Origin of the sequence: Desulfosarcina alkanivorans (assembly GCF_009688945.1) — a bacterium.
In the GTDB taxonomy this organism is placed as follows: domain Bacteria; phylum Desulfobacterota; class Desulfobacteria; order Desulfobacterales; family Desulfosarcinaceae; genus Desulfosarcina; species Desulfosarcina alkanivorans.
The window spans coordinates 2671600-2686959 of record NZ_AP021874.1 but is presented as its reverse complement, the minus strand read 5'-3'; the positions used below and the strand labels follow the sequence as shown (position 1 = coordinate 2686959).

The 15360-nt window shown below is 59.0% G+C and carries 14 protein-coding genes; 6 read left to right on the top strand and 8 right to left on the bottom strand.

Annotated features, from left to right (window positions below; genetic code table 11):
• Positions 1 to 100: 100 nt before the first annotated feature.
• From DSCA_RS11825 to DSCA_RS11815, 3 genes are read left to right on the top strand one after another with little or no spacing between them, the layout of a single operon-like run.
• Complete coding sequence (locus DSCA_RS11825; protein ID WP_155316640.1) at positions 101 to 1249, top strand: 2-oxoacid:acceptor oxidoreductase subunit alpha; 1149 nt, start codon at positions 101 to 103, stop codon at positions 1247 to 1249.
• A 1-nt stretch (position 1250) separates the two neighbouring features.
• A complete protein-coding gene (locus DSCA_RS11820) occupies positions 1251 to 2054 on the top strand; it encodes a 2-oxoacid:ferredoxin oxidoreductase subunit beta (protein WP_155316627.1) in 804 nt (267 codons plus the stop codon).
• A complete protein-coding gene (locus DSCA_RS11815) occupies positions 2055 to 2597 on the top strand; it encodes a 2-oxoacid:acceptor oxidoreductase family protein (protein ID WP_155316626.1) in 543 nt (180 codons plus the stop codon).
• A 215-nt stretch (positions 2598 to 2812) separates the two neighbouring features.
• Here DSCA_RS11815 and msrB read toward each other — a convergent pair whose 3' ends face one another.
• The 5 genes from msrB to DSCA_RS11790 all read right to left on the bottom strand — a co-directional run bounded on the left by msrB (position 2813) and on the right by DSCA_RS11790 (position 9424).
• A complete protein-coding gene (msrB, locus tag DSCA_RS11810; protein WP_155316625.1) occupies positions 2813 to 3946 on the bottom strand; it encodes a peptide-methionine (R)-S-oxide reductase MsrB in 1134 nt (377 codons plus the stop codon).
• A 182-nt stretch (positions 3947 to 4128) separates the two neighbouring features.
• Positions 4129 to 6402 (bottom strand): hybrid sensor histidine kinase/response regulator, encoded by a 2274-nt coding sequence (locus DSCA_RS11805; RefSeq protein ID WP_167527733.1) that lies wholly within the window; start codon positions 6400 to 6402, stop codon positions 4129 to 4131.
• Positions 6403 to 6642: 240 nt separating this feature from the next.
• Complete coding sequence (locus DSCA_RS11800; RefSeq protein ID WP_155316623.1) at positions 6643 to 7734, bottom strand: sensor histidine kinase; 1092 nt, start codon at positions 7732 to 7734, stop codon at positions 6643 to 6645.
• Positions 7735 to 7747: 13 nt separating this feature from the next.
• Positions 7748 to 8458 carry a response regulator gene (locus DSCA_RS11795; RefSeq protein WP_155316622.1) on the bottom strand — a complete coding sequence of 237 codons (711 nt, stop codon included), beginning with the start codon at positions 8456 to 8458 and terminating at the stop codon, positions 7748 to 7750.
• Between the two features lie 336 nt (positions 8459 to 8794).
• Positions 8795 to 9424: a GNAT family N-acetyltransferase gene (locus DSCA_RS11790; protein WP_197904779.1), complete on the bottom strand. Its 630-nt coding sequence runs from the start codon at positions 9422 to 9424 to the stop codon at positions 8795 to 8797.
• A 71-nt stretch (positions 9425 to 9495) separates the two neighbouring features.
• On the opposite strand from DSCA_RS11790, the gene DSCA_RS11785 reads away from it, so the two are divergent.
• Positions 9496 to 10272, top strand: coding sequence for a TatD family hydrolase (locus tag DSCA_RS11785; RefSeq protein WP_155316621.1), 777 nt, complete (start codon positions 9496 to 9498; stop codon positions 10270 to 10272).
• Between the two features lie 59 nt (positions 10273 to 10331).
• Positions 10332 to 11060, top strand: coding sequence for a monofunctional biosynthetic peptidoglycan transglycosylase (gene mtgA, locus DSCA_RS11780; protein WP_155316620.1), 729 nt, complete (start codon positions 10332 to 10334; stop codon positions 11058 to 11060).
• Here mtgA and DSCA_RS11775 read toward each other — a convergent pair.
• From DSCA_RS11775 to DSCA_RS11765, 3 genes are all read right to left on the bottom strand, one after another.
• A complete protein-coding gene (locus DSCA_RS11775; RefSeq protein WP_155316619.1) occupies positions 11057 to 11452 on the bottom strand; it encodes an NINE protein in 396 nt (131 codons plus the stop codon). The genes mtgA and DSCA_RS11775 overlap by 4 nt on opposite strands.
• A gap of 102 nt (positions 11453 to 11554) precedes the next feature.
• Positions 11555 to 12454: an alpha/beta hydrolase gene (locus tag DSCA_RS11770; protein WP_155316618.1), complete on the bottom strand. Its 900-nt coding sequence runs from the start codon at positions 12452 to 12454 to the stop codon at positions 11555 to 11557.
• A gap of 138 nt (positions 12455 to 12592) precedes the next feature.
• Entirely contained in the window at positions 12593 to 13411 is an 819-nt protein-coding gene (locus DSCA_RS11765) for a lipase family protein (RefSeq protein WP_197904778.1), read from the bottom strand.
• 315 nt (positions 13412 to 13726) lie between these two features.
• Between DSCA_RS11765 and rmuC the strand changes: the two genes are divergently transcribed.
• Entirely contained in the window at positions 13727 to 15214 is a 1488-nt protein-coding gene (gene rmuC / locus DSCA_RS11760; protein WP_167527732.1) for a DNA recombination protein RmuC, read from the top strand.
• Positions 15215 to 15360: the final 146 nt, after the last annotated feature.

Genomic DNA, 15360 nt, shown 5'->3' with positions numbered 1-15360 from the left:
CTGAATTCTGGATTCGGCCTCCTGAATTCGGGTGATGGATAAAGATGGTTTCCGGTCAGTACAGAGAAACCAGACAATAACGGAGTGTAAAGGCAAAGCCATGACCAGACAGATTAAATTCATCCAGGGCAACCAGGCCTGCGTGGAAGGGGCGCTTTACGCGGGGCTGGATTTTTTCGCCGGCTACCCGATCACGCCGTCGACGGAGATTGCCGAGCATTTATCGAAACGGCTGCCGCAGATCGGCGGCAAGTTCATCCAGATGGAGGACGAGATCGCCTCCATGTGCGCGGTCATCGGCGCGTCTTTGACCGGGCACAAGGTGCTGACGGCCACGTCGGGGCCTGGGTTTTCGCTCAAGCAGGAGGCGCTGGGTTACGCGGTGATGGCGGAGATTCCGTGCGTGATCGTGAACGTCCAGCGCGGGGGTCCGTCGACGGGGGTGCCGACCCACGTGAGCCAGGGAGACGTGATGCAGGCGCGCTGGGGGACCCACGGGGACCACAGCATCGTTGCGCTGACGGCGTCGAACCACCAGGACGTGTTCGCCATGACGGTCGAGGCCTTCAACATCGCCGAGACCTTCCGCACGCCGGTGGTGCTGCTGTTCGACGAGGTGGTCGGCCACATGCGCGAGCGGCTTGAGATCCCGGAGCCGGGGGAGATCCCGCTGGTGGAGCGGCTGCGCACGGCGGTCAAGGGGGGGGTGGACTACCATCCCTACCTGCCGCGCGAAGACGGGCGGCTGCCCATGAGCGACTTCGGCGGGGTTCACCGCTACAACGTGACCGGTCTGGTGCACGACATGTGGGGGTTTCCGTCGGACAACCCCAAGATCGTTCACGGGCTGCTGCGTCACCTGGTGGACAAGATCGAGAACAACGCGGCCCAGATGGCGCGCTACAAGACGTTTTACCTGGAGGACGCGGAGACGGTGCTGGTGTCGTTCGGTTCGTCAGCGCGCAGTGCGCTGCACATCGTGGAGAGCCTGCGGCCGCGCGGAGAGAAGATCGGCCTTCTGGAACTGCAGACGCTGTGGCCGTTTCCGGCGGAGGTCATCCGCCAGTACTGCAACGCGGCCAGGACCACGGTGGTGGTGGAGATGAACATGGGGCAGGTGTGCCAGATGGTCAAGACCACGGTGGACCACCCGGAGCGGGTGTTTCTGGCCAACCGAATCGACGGCGCGTTCATCACGCCCACGGACATCAAGAACATACTTCGCCTGATCAAGGGCAAGGGGGTCTAAGATGGCAGTCAACGACTATATCCGGGAGCGGTTTTTTCCCCACCTGTGGTGTCCGGGCTGCGGTCACGGGATCGTCCTCAACGGCCTGATCCGCGCGGTGGAGCGGCTGGGGATGAGCCGCAACGAGATCGTGATGGTGTCGGGCATCGGTTGCTCGTCGCGCATTTCGGGGTACATGGATTTTCACACCCTGCACACGATCCACGGTCGGGCCCTGGCGTTCGCCACGGGTGTGAAGCTGAGCAAGCCGGAGCTGAACGTGATCGTTCCCATGGGCGACGGGGACGCGCTGTCCATCGGTGGCAACCACTTCATCCACGCGGCGCGGCGCAACATCGACATCACGGCCATCGTGATGAACAACCGCATCTACGGGATGACCGGGGGCCAGTACAGTCCGCTGACGGGCCCGGGGATGATGGCGACGACGGCGCCGTACAGCAACATCGACCAGGGTTTCGACGTGGTGGAGATGGCCCGGGCGGCCGGTGCGACGTTCGTTGCGCGCACCACGACCTACCACGTGCAGCAGATGGCGGACATCATCCGCAGCGCGGTGCTGCACGAGGGGTTTTCGGTGGTGGAGGTGATGAGCCAGTGCCCGACCTACTTCGGACGCAAGAACCGGCTGGGCAGCGCCGTGGACATGATGACGCGCATGAAGGAGATGACGGTGCCCATCGGCTCGAAGAAAAAGGCGGAGAACCCGGATCTGATCGAGCGGGGTATATTCGTACAGACGGACAAGCCCGAGTACTGCAGCGAGTACAACCGGATCATCGAGCGGGCCATGGGGGGACGATAGATGGAACGATGCAGAATGGTATTTTCGGGGTCTGGCGGCCAGGGGGTGATCACGGCGGCGATCATCCTTGCCGAGTCGGCGGTGCTTCACGAAGATCTGACGGCGGTTCAGACGCAGGCTTACGGTGCCGCGGCGCGCGGGGGCGCGACGCGCTCCGACGTGATCATCTCTGACACCCAGATCAACTTTCCCAAGGTGATCCAGCCCAACGTGCTGGTGTGCCTGACCCAGGAGTCGTACAACACGTTTTACGACATCATCCGCCCCGGAGGTCTTTTGATCATGGACACGCGTTTCGTCCGGCCGCAGCTGAAGGTGGACGCCCGCCAGCGTCAGCTGCCCATGTACGAGACGGTCATGGACCGGATCGGCAAGCCGATCGTGTTCAACATCTGCATGCTGGGGGCGGTGGTGGGGATGACCGGCCTGGTGCAGCCGGCGTCGATCATGAAGGTTCTGGAGCAGCGCATCCCGTCGGGTTTTCTGGAGATGAACCACCAGGCCCTGGAACTGGGGCTGGAACTGGGCCGGAACGCCGGTTAAAGCCCGGCTTGTCGTTTGTGGTTTCTGGTCTGTGGCTTTGAGTGGCGACCAGCAACCAGAGACGAGAGGCGAGGGACGAAGGATGAATTAAGGAATTTGGGGATTGAGGGATTGAGGGCCGATGTCGAACCCCGAACCCATATCCCACATCCCCGAGCACTGAAACCACCAACACCAACCACAAACAACCAACCACAAACCAGGTCCCAATCCCTCTATTCGTCGAACAGCTTCCGGTAGCGGCCATAACCGGATTGATCCAGCTCATCGGCGGGAATGAACTTCAGGGACGCCGAGTTGATGCAGTAGCGAAGTCCGGTGGGGTCGGGGCCGTCTTCAAAGACATGTCCCAGATGGGAGTCGGCGTGCTTGCTGCGCACCTCGGTGCGTACCATGAAAAAGCTGGAATCTTTTTTCTCCACCACGTTCTTCGGATTCAGCGGACGCGTGAAGCTGGGCCAGCCGGTTCCCGAATCGAATTTGTCGGTGGAGCTGAACAACGGTTCCCCGGATACGACATCCACATAAATGCCCGGTTCGTGGTTGTCCCAGAATTCGTTATTGAAGGGCGGCTCGGTGCCGTCTTCCCTGGCCACCCGGTACTGCTCCGGGGTCAGGGTTTTTTTGAGCGTTTCATCCGGGGGGATGTCATAGGGGGGCTCGGATTTTTGCACCGCCGCCCCCGGGGAAGACATCTTTTTCTCCATGTTCATTTCCTCCCTGGCCCAGGTCATCTCAAGAAACCGGTCCCTTCCCGAGCCGGATCGGTACCATTTGTAGCGCAGCGCATTTTTCTTGTAATAATCCTGGTGGTACGCTTCGGCCTCGTAGAACGTGCCCAGCGGGAGAATGTCGGTCACCACCGGCCGATCGAAGCGGCCGGATGCATCCAGGGCTCGCTTGGACGCTTCTGCCATCTGGCGCTCTTCATCGGTAGCGTAGAAAATGACACTGCGGTACTGATCGCCCCGATCCACAAACTGGCCGCCGGCATCGGTGGGGTCCACGTGGCGCCAGAAGACCGCCAGCAGTTGGTCGTAGGATATCCGGGTCGGGTCGTAAATTACTTTAACGGCCTCGACATGGCCGGTCCCGCCGGCCGATACCTGCTTATAGGTCGGGTTTTCCATTCGTCCGCCGGTGTAGCCCGACACCACCTGGAGAACGCCGTCCACCTGTTCGAAATCCGATTCGGTGCACCAGAAACAGCCGCCGGCAAAGACGGCCGATAGCGTGTGTTCAGCCATTTTATCCATGGGTTTCTCCATCTTGTCATCCATGCTTCTGACCTGCTGATAACCGATAAGCACCGCTGCCAGTACCAGTGATGCAATAATCATTTTTTTCATTTCACACCTCCTGCCCGTCTGTCTGTATCCATTGGGTGACGAACAGACAATAAGACATCCCGCCAAGGGATGTGTAACGTTAAGGTAAAGATTGGGTAAAGATTTTCAAGGGAGAGGGGATTGGGAGGATTCTGGTATCCTGGTATTGGGCGTGTTCAGTTGTCCTAAATGACCATCACGGCCTACCCGGCAAGGGCCTGACGTACTTTGGCCGTTAAATTGAAAACGGTGAACGGCTTTTGGATGAATTGCAAACCTTCATCGAGCACGCCATTATGGGAGACAATGTTTTCCGTATAGCCGGACATGTAGATCACCTGGACGTCCGGATGCTTTTTTGTCAAAATGGAAAAAAGCTCTTTTCCGTTCATTCCCGGCATCACCACATCCGTGATCAACAAATCTATCGGGCCTTCATGTGACCTGCAGACGTTCAATGCCTCTTTTCCATTTTGAGCCTGTAAAATCGTATATCCATGATTGGTAAGGATTTCATGGGCAAGGTCACGCACCTGTGTATCGTCTTCCACCAGCAAAATCGTTTCCGAGCCCGTTAACCCGGAACTCGGTTTTTTGTCCGTGGGTGTCACCATCGGCTGTTTTTGGGTCGTTGGCAGGTAAATCTTAAAGATCGAGCCGTTGCCGGGTTCGCTGTAGACCCAGATGTTGCCGTGGTGCTGCTTGACGATTCCGTAAACCGTTGCGAGCCCCAGACCCGTTCCCTGTTTTCCCTTGGTTGAAAAAAATGGCTCGAAAATTTTTAGACGGGTGCCTTCATCCATTCCGTGTCCGGTATCACTGAAACTCAGGATGACATATTCGCCCTGATTGACGACAGGATGCGTCGACGTATAGGTCTCATCCAATTCCGCCAGCGCCGTTTCAATGGTCAATTTTCCCCCTTCAGGCATGGCGTCTGCGGCGTTCAGCGCCAGGTTCATAATCACTTGCTCGATCTGGCCAGTATCGGCCATTACCGGTTTGATATGGGGGCATTGGCAGATACTGATCTCAATATCCTCACGAATGGTACGTTCAAGGAGTTTTCCAATATCCGCAAGCACGTCGTTCACGTTCACCGATCGGACCTTCAGGGTCTGTTTGCGGCTGAAAGCCAGCAGTTGGCTCACCAAATCCCGGGCTCTCATTCCTGCCATGTTAATCTGCTCTATCTTCTCCTTGTGTTGAGCCTGCATGGCCAAATCATCCAAAAGCAGTTCGCTGTACCCGAGTATCGGCGAAAGCAGGTTGTTCAGGTCGTGGGCGACACCTCCGGCAAGGCGGCCCAATGATTCCAATTTCTGCGACTGAATGAGTTGTTTCTCCAGGACTTCTTTTTCTTTTTCGGCTTGCTTGCGATCAGAGATGTCCCGCGTACCGAGGATGGCCCCCTTTGACTGACCCCGTTCATCGTAGAGCAGGCGAACGGCAGATTCGACCCAGACGTAATCGCCGTTTGCATGCCGATAACGGTATTGGAGGAGAACCGATTGCGCGCACTGTCGTCTGGCTTTTTCAGCCACCTTGAGAATCCGTTCGAGATCGTCCGGGTGGATCATGTCCGTTCCGCGTTTCCCTTCGATTTCATGCGGAAGATACCCAAATATCCTTTTTAATGATGGGCTGGTATAGATAACCTTGAAGGCCGCATCCACCTGGCTGACGACATCCGCCATGTTGTCCGTGATCAACCGTAACCGCTTCTCACTCTGTTGCAGGGACCTTTCTGCGTTTTTGCGTTCGGTAATATCCTTGGTTATGGATTGAATGACATCTTCATTGTTGATATGAAGGATGCGTGCCGACATGAGGCCTATGCCCACTTCTCCATTTTTTCTTACAAATCGGGCCTCAAGATTTTTCACATGGCCGGTTTTCATCAATTCATCTACCAACCGCTTCCTGTCTTCGGACGCTTTCCAGATATTGATGTCGAGAGATGGCTTTCCAATGACGTCTTCACGCGTATAACCGGTCAGATCGGTAAACCCCTCATTGATGTCGATATACACCCCATCAGAGACTCTGTTTAAATTGATCGCGTCCGGAATCGTCAGAAAGGCCAGCCTGAACCGCTCTTCACTTTCTTTGAGTGCCTGGTTGGCGGTCTGCAGCCCCGTTATGTCGCGTGTTATCCCCTCAACGCCGAGTACCTTCCCGTCCCTGTCCCTGTACAGGTGCGCACTGGTGGAAGCCCACCAGACGGCCCCGTCTTTTCTTTTCAATTGGGCTTCAAAATTAACCACCTGACCTTTATCATGAAGCTTTTCGATGAAAATCTTCCGTTCTTCCGGAAACAGGTATATCTGTTCCGCCATATTCATTCCAATTGCTTCTTTCACGGTATAACCCGAGAGCTTGTAAACCGAAGGCGAGATATACGAGATTTTGCCATCAAGGCCCGTTCGATAAAAAAGGTCCGAACTGTTGTTCACAAAGGAGCGGTAAATTTCCATCCTTCTTTTTAAATCCTGGACCTTCTGATGGCATTCTTCATAGGACGGTTTTACGGACATCCTTCAGACCTTCCCCTAAAGTAAGAAGTTAACAACCATATCGCCCACGGTTTCAAAAAATTAAGCAGGACAGGCACCATTTTGTCGATTATTTTCCGTCATGCACGGCAACCGGCTGTCCATGGATCCATGAAAGATCCGGTCACGCGCTTACGGTTTCTCGAGGGCGGGGGGCCTGATCTATCGTCGACCGGCTGTCGTATCCGTTGCCAGAGGCAGGGTAAAACCGATGTGGACGACGCCATCGGTCAGGTCGGCATAAACCCCTCCGCCATGGGCTTCCACCAGTTTCTTGACGATGGACAAACCGATGCCGGCGCCGCCGTGACGCCGGGAGCGCGATTTTTCCCCCCGGTAAAAGCGTTCGAAAAGATAAGGCAGGTCCTCCGGGACGAGGTCATCGGCGGGATTGGCGTAGTCCACCCGGACCGCTTCCGGTTCCGTGGCGACCGTGACGGTAACAGGGCTTTTCGCCGGCGCATAGCGGACGGCATTGTCGGTGATGTTACGCAGGACGCGGTCCAGGCGTTTGCGGTCCGCGTGGACCATTACCGGCGATGCGGGTGCGTGGAGACGGACTGCCAGTGTTTTTTTACCCACCGCCGGGGCAAAGGCCGCCAGCACGTTTTGCACCATGAACCGCAAATCGACGGACGTCGGTTCAAGCTGACCGCCAGCGGCATCGGCCCGGGCCAGGGCGAGTACGTCTTCCACCAGTTCGGCCAGTCGCAGGGTTTCGTCCTGAAGCAGGCCGAGGGTTCCCGGATCCGGGGGCAGTACGCCGTCGGTCAGTGCTTCCAGGTATCCCCGGATGTTGGTCAGCGGGGTGCGCAGTTCATGGGCCACGTCGATCATCAGGGTGCGGCGCAGGCGTTCAATCTTTTCCAGGTTTTCCGCCATGCGGTTGAATGCCCGGGCCAGTTGCCCCACCTCGTCCGCTGCGGCCACGGGAACCCGCGCTGAAAATTTACCGGCGGCAATTTCATCGGTGATGGCCGTCATGCGTGTCAGGGGGCCCAGGATGCGGCGATTCATCACGAAACTCAGCAGGATGGCCAGCCCCATGGCCCCCCCCAGGGCCCAGATCAGGTACCGGTGCACGGCAGCGACAAACATGGCGTGGGCCGGTTCGGGTGAGATGTGGTATTTTTCCATGAGCGTGACGAAGTAGCCTGCGGCCAGGGTGTCGATCGCCAGCCACACCACCGCCACCGCAAACCCCACGACCACGAGGTTGACGGTCAGCAGCTTGACCATCAGGAAGCGTTTCACCGTGGTCTCCTCCTTACTCCGGCTGCCGGTCCGCAAAGCGGTAGCCGATGCCGCGAACGGTCAGAATGTAACGCGGCGCGGCGGGCACCGGTTCGATTTTCTGGCGAAGCTTGCCGATGTGGACGTCCACCACCCGGTCGATGACTGCGGCTTCCCCGCCGGGATACAGGCGGTCCAGCAGTTCGTCCCGGGTGAAGGTCCGTCCCGGGGCGGACATGAGGGCCGCCATCAGTGCGTACTCGTGGGGCGTGAGCGAAACCGGTTCATCGCTCACGGTGAACCGGCGATTTTCCAGGTCCATGCGGACCGCACCGTGAATCAGGACGGTTTTCTCCGTCTTCGCCGCCGGGGACGTGCGCCGGAGCACGGCCTTGACCCGGGCCACCAGTTCCCGGGGGCTGAATGGCTTGACCACGTAATCGTCCGCGCCCAGGGTGAGCCCGGCCACCCGGTCGATCTCATCCCCCCGCGCCGTGAGCATGATCACCGGCACTTCGGAAACCTGTCGCAACTGTCGGCAGACCTCCCAGCCGTCCACCTTGGGGATCATCAGGTCGAGAATCACCAGATCGGGCCGGCGGGTTTTCGCCAGGGCCAGGCCCGCTTGTCCGTCTCCGGCCGTCACCGGCATGAAACCTTCGCGCTCCAGGTACAGGGCGATGAGCGATGCCGTATTCTCATCATCTTCGACAACCAGGACGGTTTTCGCTGTTGCGCCTGTCATTTCCATGCCTCCCGGGGCCACCTGTTGACGTGCCGGGCCCTTCCAAATGCCATTTCGCCCCGGCCGTTTACCCGTATGCGGCAGGGCCCTTTCCGGACGAGTCCGATTCAGCCTGCAGACCGGCGATCAACTCCCGATGCCGGAAGCAGCCGGCCCGGTGACCGTTGACCACTCCTGCGGCCTGCAGGAAGGCGTGGATGCATCCAGCCCATTTGCGGTCATCGTGGACCGGCTCTCCCACGCCCGGTCATGGCAGCGGACCATGGATGGACCGTCACCCGGCCACCCGCAGCGTTTCCGGCTGGTGGTCACCCCATCCCCGGTCGGGTTTTGGCCTTATTGCGGCGCCGCCAGCAGCGGCCGCCACAGGACCAGATCGTTCTGCCGGTCGTTTCCCACCAGGAACGGCCGGGTGCCCACCCGGGAAAACCCCCACTTGCGGTAAAAACGGATCGCCCGGATATTCCTGTCCCAGGCACTCAGCCAGATGCCGTCGCATCGCCGCTTCCGTGATTCGGCAATGCACGCGCGCATCAGTGCCGGACCGGCCCCGCGTCCGATCCATTGCCGGCAGGCATAGAGGCGCACCAGCTGGATGGGGCGTTCCGGGCGGATACGGATACCCGGCGGCACCGGCGATTTCAGCAGCCTTGCGTATCCTGCCGCCCGGCCCCGGACTTCGGCAATCAGGAATACGGACAGCGGGTCCGCCAGCTCCAGGGATTGTTTTCCGGGACCGAAGGACGCGTCCAGGTAGGCGGCCATGTCTTCGGGGCGATTGTCCGCCGCAAAACTGTCGGAAAAGGTCTTTCTGCCCAGTGTGGCCAGGAATCGGGCGTCCCCGGGGACGCCTTTGCGGATGTGGAATTCTGACGGGATTTGTGCTTTACTCGAGTCCATGGTGTCGGCTTTCTGGCTGCATCGGGCTGCCTGGAGGACGGTATCCTGCTTATATCCTTGATTCACGGTCTTCCGCAAGGCTACGGATCCTCTTTTTTTAGATTCTTCTGTTCCACAGAAAGGTCTGCCGGGTTTCTATGAAAAGCATTCTTGACAGTCACGTTCACCTTGATCTGATACTGCGGCATCACCCCCATCGCCTGCAATGGCTCAAGGAAAACAGCTGCGCAGTGGTTTCATGGTCCTATTTCGAAGGGGTCGAATCGGTTGCCCAACTGGAAGCAAGCCTCCAGGCCAAGGCTGACTGCATCCGGACCCTTACCGCTGCCGGCCTGAATTGCCATTATCTGGCCGGCATTCACCCCCGTTCGATGCCGCCGGATTTGAAGCCGTCGCAGATCGGCCCGATTCTGGAACCGTTCATCGATGATCCAGCGTGTCTGGGCATCGGTGAAATCGGTCTTGAAACCGGCGATGCCAGGGAGCGGGAGGTCTTCGTCGCCCAGCTCGAAATAGGCAGGCGCCTGCTGAAGCGCCGCAAAAGAATCGGTGTTCACACCCCCCGGTCCGATAAACGCCGGATTACCGCAGTCATCCTGGAGATCCTGGATCGATTTCCGGAGCTGCGTCCGGGGCTGGTCGTCGATCACTGCACGGTCGAAACCATCGGGGCGGTACTCGAGGCCGGTTTCTGGGCGGGGGTCACCCTGAGCCCGGCCAAAACCGCGTGGCCGGAGATGACGCGTATCGTTTCGATCCATGCCGATCAGGTCGACCGCATCATGTGCAACACGGACTCGGGCAGCATGTTTTTTGAAGACGCCGTGCGCTGTCGACACCGTGATGACCTGCCGGAGGCCCTGCGCGAGAAACTTTTTTACCTGAATGCCTCGACTTTCTTCAACCTGAACTGAATCAACCGGCAGACGGCCCATGCATTGGTCCGGAATGACGGAAACGGTGTGAACCACCCATGGCCAGGCGAAAAAGACCCAAAAAAAGCTGGGGTCGCAGGCTCATGGGGCTGCTGCGGAAAACAGCGGCCCTCGTGCTGGCGGGCACCATCGCAATGACCCTTCTTTTCCGGTGGGTGGCCCCGCCCACCAGCGCGTTCATGCTTCAGCAGCGCCTGTCGGGCACCCGGGTGGACTACCGGTGGGTACCCCTGGACCGGATCTCTCCCCACGCGGCCCTGGCCGTGATTGCTTCCGAAGATCAGAATTTTTTCGATCACTGGGGGCTGGACGTCAAGGCCATTGCCGATGCCATCCGGGACAACCGTGCCCGCAGCCGTCCCCGCGGGGCCAGCACCATCAGCCAGCAGGTGGCCAAGAATCTGTTTTTGTGGCCGGGACGCAGCTATGTCAGGAAAGGCGTGGAGGTTTATTTTACCCTGCTCATGGAAATATCATGGTCCAAGCGGCGAATCCTGGAAGTCTATCTCAACATTGCCGAAATGGGCACCGGTGTGTTCGGCGTTGAAGCCGCCGGGCGGCGGTTTTTCCACAAACCGGCGTCCCGGTTGAATCGCCGCGAAGCCGCCACCCTGGCGGCGGTGCTGCCCAGCCCCAGACGCATGCGTGCCGACCGGCCCTCCGACTATGTGAAACGGCGGACCTGGCAGATTCGCCAGCAGATGAACGCGCTGGGCGGCAGCGCTTTTTTCAGGGGCGGCCGGTCGCTGGGGACGCCCGGTCCCTAAGATCCGTTGATCACCGTGATCTGGTCGTTGAGCGTCCAGAAATCATAAAGGTAGCCCAGCCCGAAGATGCCGCCGGTCAGCAGGTAAAGGATGCCGGTCGGCCATTTGCCCATGGCCATGCGGTGGATGCCCAGCAATCCCAGGAAGGTGAGCAGCACCCATACGAGCGTGTAGTCGACGCGGCCGCTGCGGAACCGGATGCTCGCCTGCCGGTCCAGCGAGGGAATCAGAAACAGGTCGATGAGCCAGCCGATGCCCAGCAGGCCGAGGGTGAAAAAGTAGATGGTGCCGGAAATGGGCTTGCCGAAATAAAACCGGTGGGCCCCGGTGAATCCGAAGATCCAGAGAATGTAGCCCACCGATTTGAGGTGGGTGTCGTTGGTGTCGGCCATGGTATTCCTTTCACGGATGACGGGTTCTCAACACTTATTCCACAACAATAAGTGCAGGCTGGATTTATGCAACCGGTCGATGGTTTCCTCCTCGGGGGTGTTTCATTCCTGCGGCCTGTGTTCGTTAAGGAAGGTGTTTATGATGGCGAACGCCTTTGCGGTGGCCTGCGTGGCCAGGATGTCGCCGGCCAGCACGTGGCGGCCCAGATCCCTGTTTTTCCTGAACAGCACCAGCTTTTTCTGCGCGGACGGAAAGGCCCGGTAGCGTACGACGGCCAGGGTGACGTTGACCACCCGGTCCCAGGGGTTGACCATCATCAGCACGGGCATGGCGGCGTTTTTCAGGTCAACCTGCCAGGAGCGGCGAACCAGCTGCATCATGACGGCAATGGCCTTCAGCGGGTATCGCACGGTCCAGTAGCGGGCATGCCTGTCATTGGCGATGCTGAAACTTCGCCATCCGCCGTAAAACTGCTCCATGATCCGAAATGAGGGCGGCCACAGGGCTGCCGCGGCCATGGGGTTTTTGGGAAAGTAGTTGGGGGATAGAAGAACAAGGCGGTCGATCAGCGGGGCCACCGACGGCTGGGCCGCCAGCCAGGTGGCCAGGGTGGCGCCGGTGGACATGCCCACCAGGATGATCTTTTTCCCCAGACGCCGGCCGATGGCCACGGCTTCCAGGCCGTCGTTCAGCCAGTCCGCGACCGTTGCCGCGGCCATGGCGGGGCCATCCTGTCCGTGGCCGGTGAGGCGGGTATAGAACAGGTTGGCGCCATTGGCCTCGGCCAGGCGGTCGCACAGGGGCCAGGTTTCCATGCGGCTGGCCGAAAAACCGTGGATGTATACGATGGCAAGGTCCCGCCGCTTCCGCTGGCTGTCATGCCAGACGATTGTTTTTTCGCAGTCCTCCCTGATTCCTTGAATTCGGGATTCCGCATCGGCAAGATAGCCGTCGAGGCGCTTCAGTCGATCCGGTATGGTTGTGCCACGGTTAAGGGCCACGGCCGTGCTTTTCTCCCTTTGGGGTGATGGCGTGCGAGAGAAGTATTTACCAGAGACCGGTGGCCGGGGTCAACGATTCGTCCATCCGGCACAGGGCTGGATCTAAAGCCTTTATCGGATATCCGTATTTGGAGGATCCTAATTGTCGAAGGCGACCGGAAGCTGGTTGGTATAATTCAGGGGGGCGTGGCCGGCCAGAAATGAAGGCGCCTGAACAAGGCTGCGATGGGGCCGCATCACTTCGATATTGTGGATCATGGTCCCGGCATGGATAAAACGGGACCACCATCCGGAAGGGGGCAGCTCGGTAACGATATCCCGGGGATTGCATACATTGTAAATCTTCACATCGGACAGGGTTGCGGCAAAGGCGACATCTCCGATCCGAGGGGCGCCAAACGTATAAACGGCGTGTGGTGATTTAAGCGATGCCGCCAGTGTGGCCATGGCGCCGCCCAGGCTGTGGCCGGTGTAGAACAGGGGTTTGTCCACGGATTCCAGGGCTGCGGAGATGGATTCCCAGAGTTCCATCAACCCATGCTTGAATCCGCGGTGGACCCTGCCGCCGTGAGGCCACGGACTCATGACCATATCCAGATTGACCAGCCAGTTGGACAGGCGACCGCGGGTACCGCGAAATACCAGGGCCGCAAAGGCATCCTTGCCGGTGTCGACGGTTTCCACAAGCGCGCCTTGAATCGTGGGGCCGTTGAAAAAGTGCCGTTCAGCCAGACCCACGCGTGCCAGGAACGCGTTCCGGGATGTGCGCCCCGGCCTCTGGACGCCCTCCGAAGCATCTCTTCGATAGATCAATCGGGACAGCTCTGAAAGCCACCAGGCGTTGACCGGGTTGAACCCATCCGCATTCACGCAGAACTTCATGGGGGTTTCATCCAGGAAAAAATCTTCGGAGCTCCCCGGCTTGAATACGGACTGCCATGAGTGGTTGTGGGCCATCGGGTTGTTCGCCTGTAAGCAGTTGATCCATGGACGTTTGAATATGCTGGTGAATCGTGGCACTAAAGATTCAATTTAAACAGTGCGCCAGACAGGGTCAATATTTTTGTTAGTATTTGGTTAGAAAACGGTTTGGCAACGGTTAGCGCCGGGTCCTCCATACGTGGCCAGCGCGCCCACCATCATTTATGGTTCGGGCGGTGTCGATCTCAACCGGTACCAATGAAAAGAGGGTGGAGTTGCCGTTGAAACTGGCGTATAAACGCATGACGACCTTCATCGGATCGCTGCATGACCATTCACAGGGGACATGGAATGACCCAGCTTCAACTCATCTATCTGATCGGCGGAACTGCCGGGATACTCCTGGCTGTATTGATCGCATTGCTGGTCGTCCGGTCGCGGTTGAAATCCGAACTGGCCGCCATGATGCACCTCGGGGAGATGGAAAAGGCGACCATGGAAGAAAAGCTGGCTTCTGCCCGGCAACAGCTGGAGACGGCACGGGCCGACCTGGCTTCGCTCGCAGGCCAGCTGGACCAGCGCCGCGATGCCTTGTCCCGACTGGAAGCGCAAAAGGCCGCCCTGGAACAGACCGCTGCCCGGATTCCCGTGCTGGAGGAAACGCTGGAGAAGAACCGGCACGGGCAGGAACAGCTCAACGCCGCGAACCTGTCCCTGGAAAAAAAGTTGTCCGAGACCACCACCCGGCTGGACGCCGAACGCCGGCAGGCCAGTGAGAAGATTGCTCTGCTCAACGATGCCCGGGAGCGACTGACCGTCGAGTTCAAGGTACTGGCGGAACGGATTCTGGAAGAGAAGGGCAGGATTTTCGCCGACGACAGCCAGGCCCGGATGGATGGGCTGATCAGTCCGCTGCGCGAGCAACTGGGTGATTTCAAAAAGCGGGTGGAGGACGTTTACGACAAGGAATCCCGTGATCGGGCGACCCTGCTGAATGAAATCGGCCACCTGAAAAACCTGAACGAGCGGATCGGAAAGGACGCCCTCAACCTGACCAACGCCCTCAAGGGGGACGTGAAGACCCTGGGCGGCTGGGGAGAAGTGATCCTGGAACGGATCCTGGAGGCCTCCGGCCTGGAAAAGGGACGGGCCTACGAGACGCAGGTGAGCCTGACCGACAGCCGCGGCAGCCGATACCAGCCGGACGTCATCATCCGGCTACCCGAGGGCAGGGATGTCATCGTGGATGCCAAGGTGTCCCTCAAGGCCTATGAACGCTACCATTCATCCACCGATGAAAGGGTGCGCAGCACGGCGATCAAGGCACTGCTCACTTCTCTGAGAAGTCACTTCAACGGTCTGGGCGAAAAACACTACGAAGACCTGGAAGGGCTTCATACCCTGGATTTCGTGCTCATGTTCGTGCCCATCGAGGCGGCTTTTTTCACGGCCCTGGAGCACGACCGCTCGCTGCTGGCCGAAGCCTTCGAGAAGAACGTGATCCTGGTGTCGCCGTCCACCCTGGTGGTGACCCTGAGAACCATTCACAACCTCTGGCGCTATGCGGACCAGAATGAAAACGCCCTGGAGATCGCCCGCCAGGCCGGCGGGCTTTATGACAAGTTTATCGGGTTCATCGAGGCCATGGAGGAGGTCGGCCGGCAGCTTGATCGGGCCCGGGAAGCCCATCGCACGGCCCGGGACCGGCTCTGTTCGGGAAGGGGAAACCTGGTCCGGCGGGCCGAGCAGCTCAAGGCGCTGGGCGTGAAAGCCAATAAAGTGCTTCCGTCGTCCTGTGTGCCCGATGGGGAGCCCGGTCCGGATGGATCGGCCGATTGATACGGCCCTACGGCAAGCGCAACCCGTGGCGGCCCCCCGGTGAGATAAGATGACTTTCGTGAAATGGCCCGGCGACCGTCATTTGCAGACTTCTTTTTTTGATGATATAGTCCCATCGTATTTGACTTGCGATCCAATTCTGACCC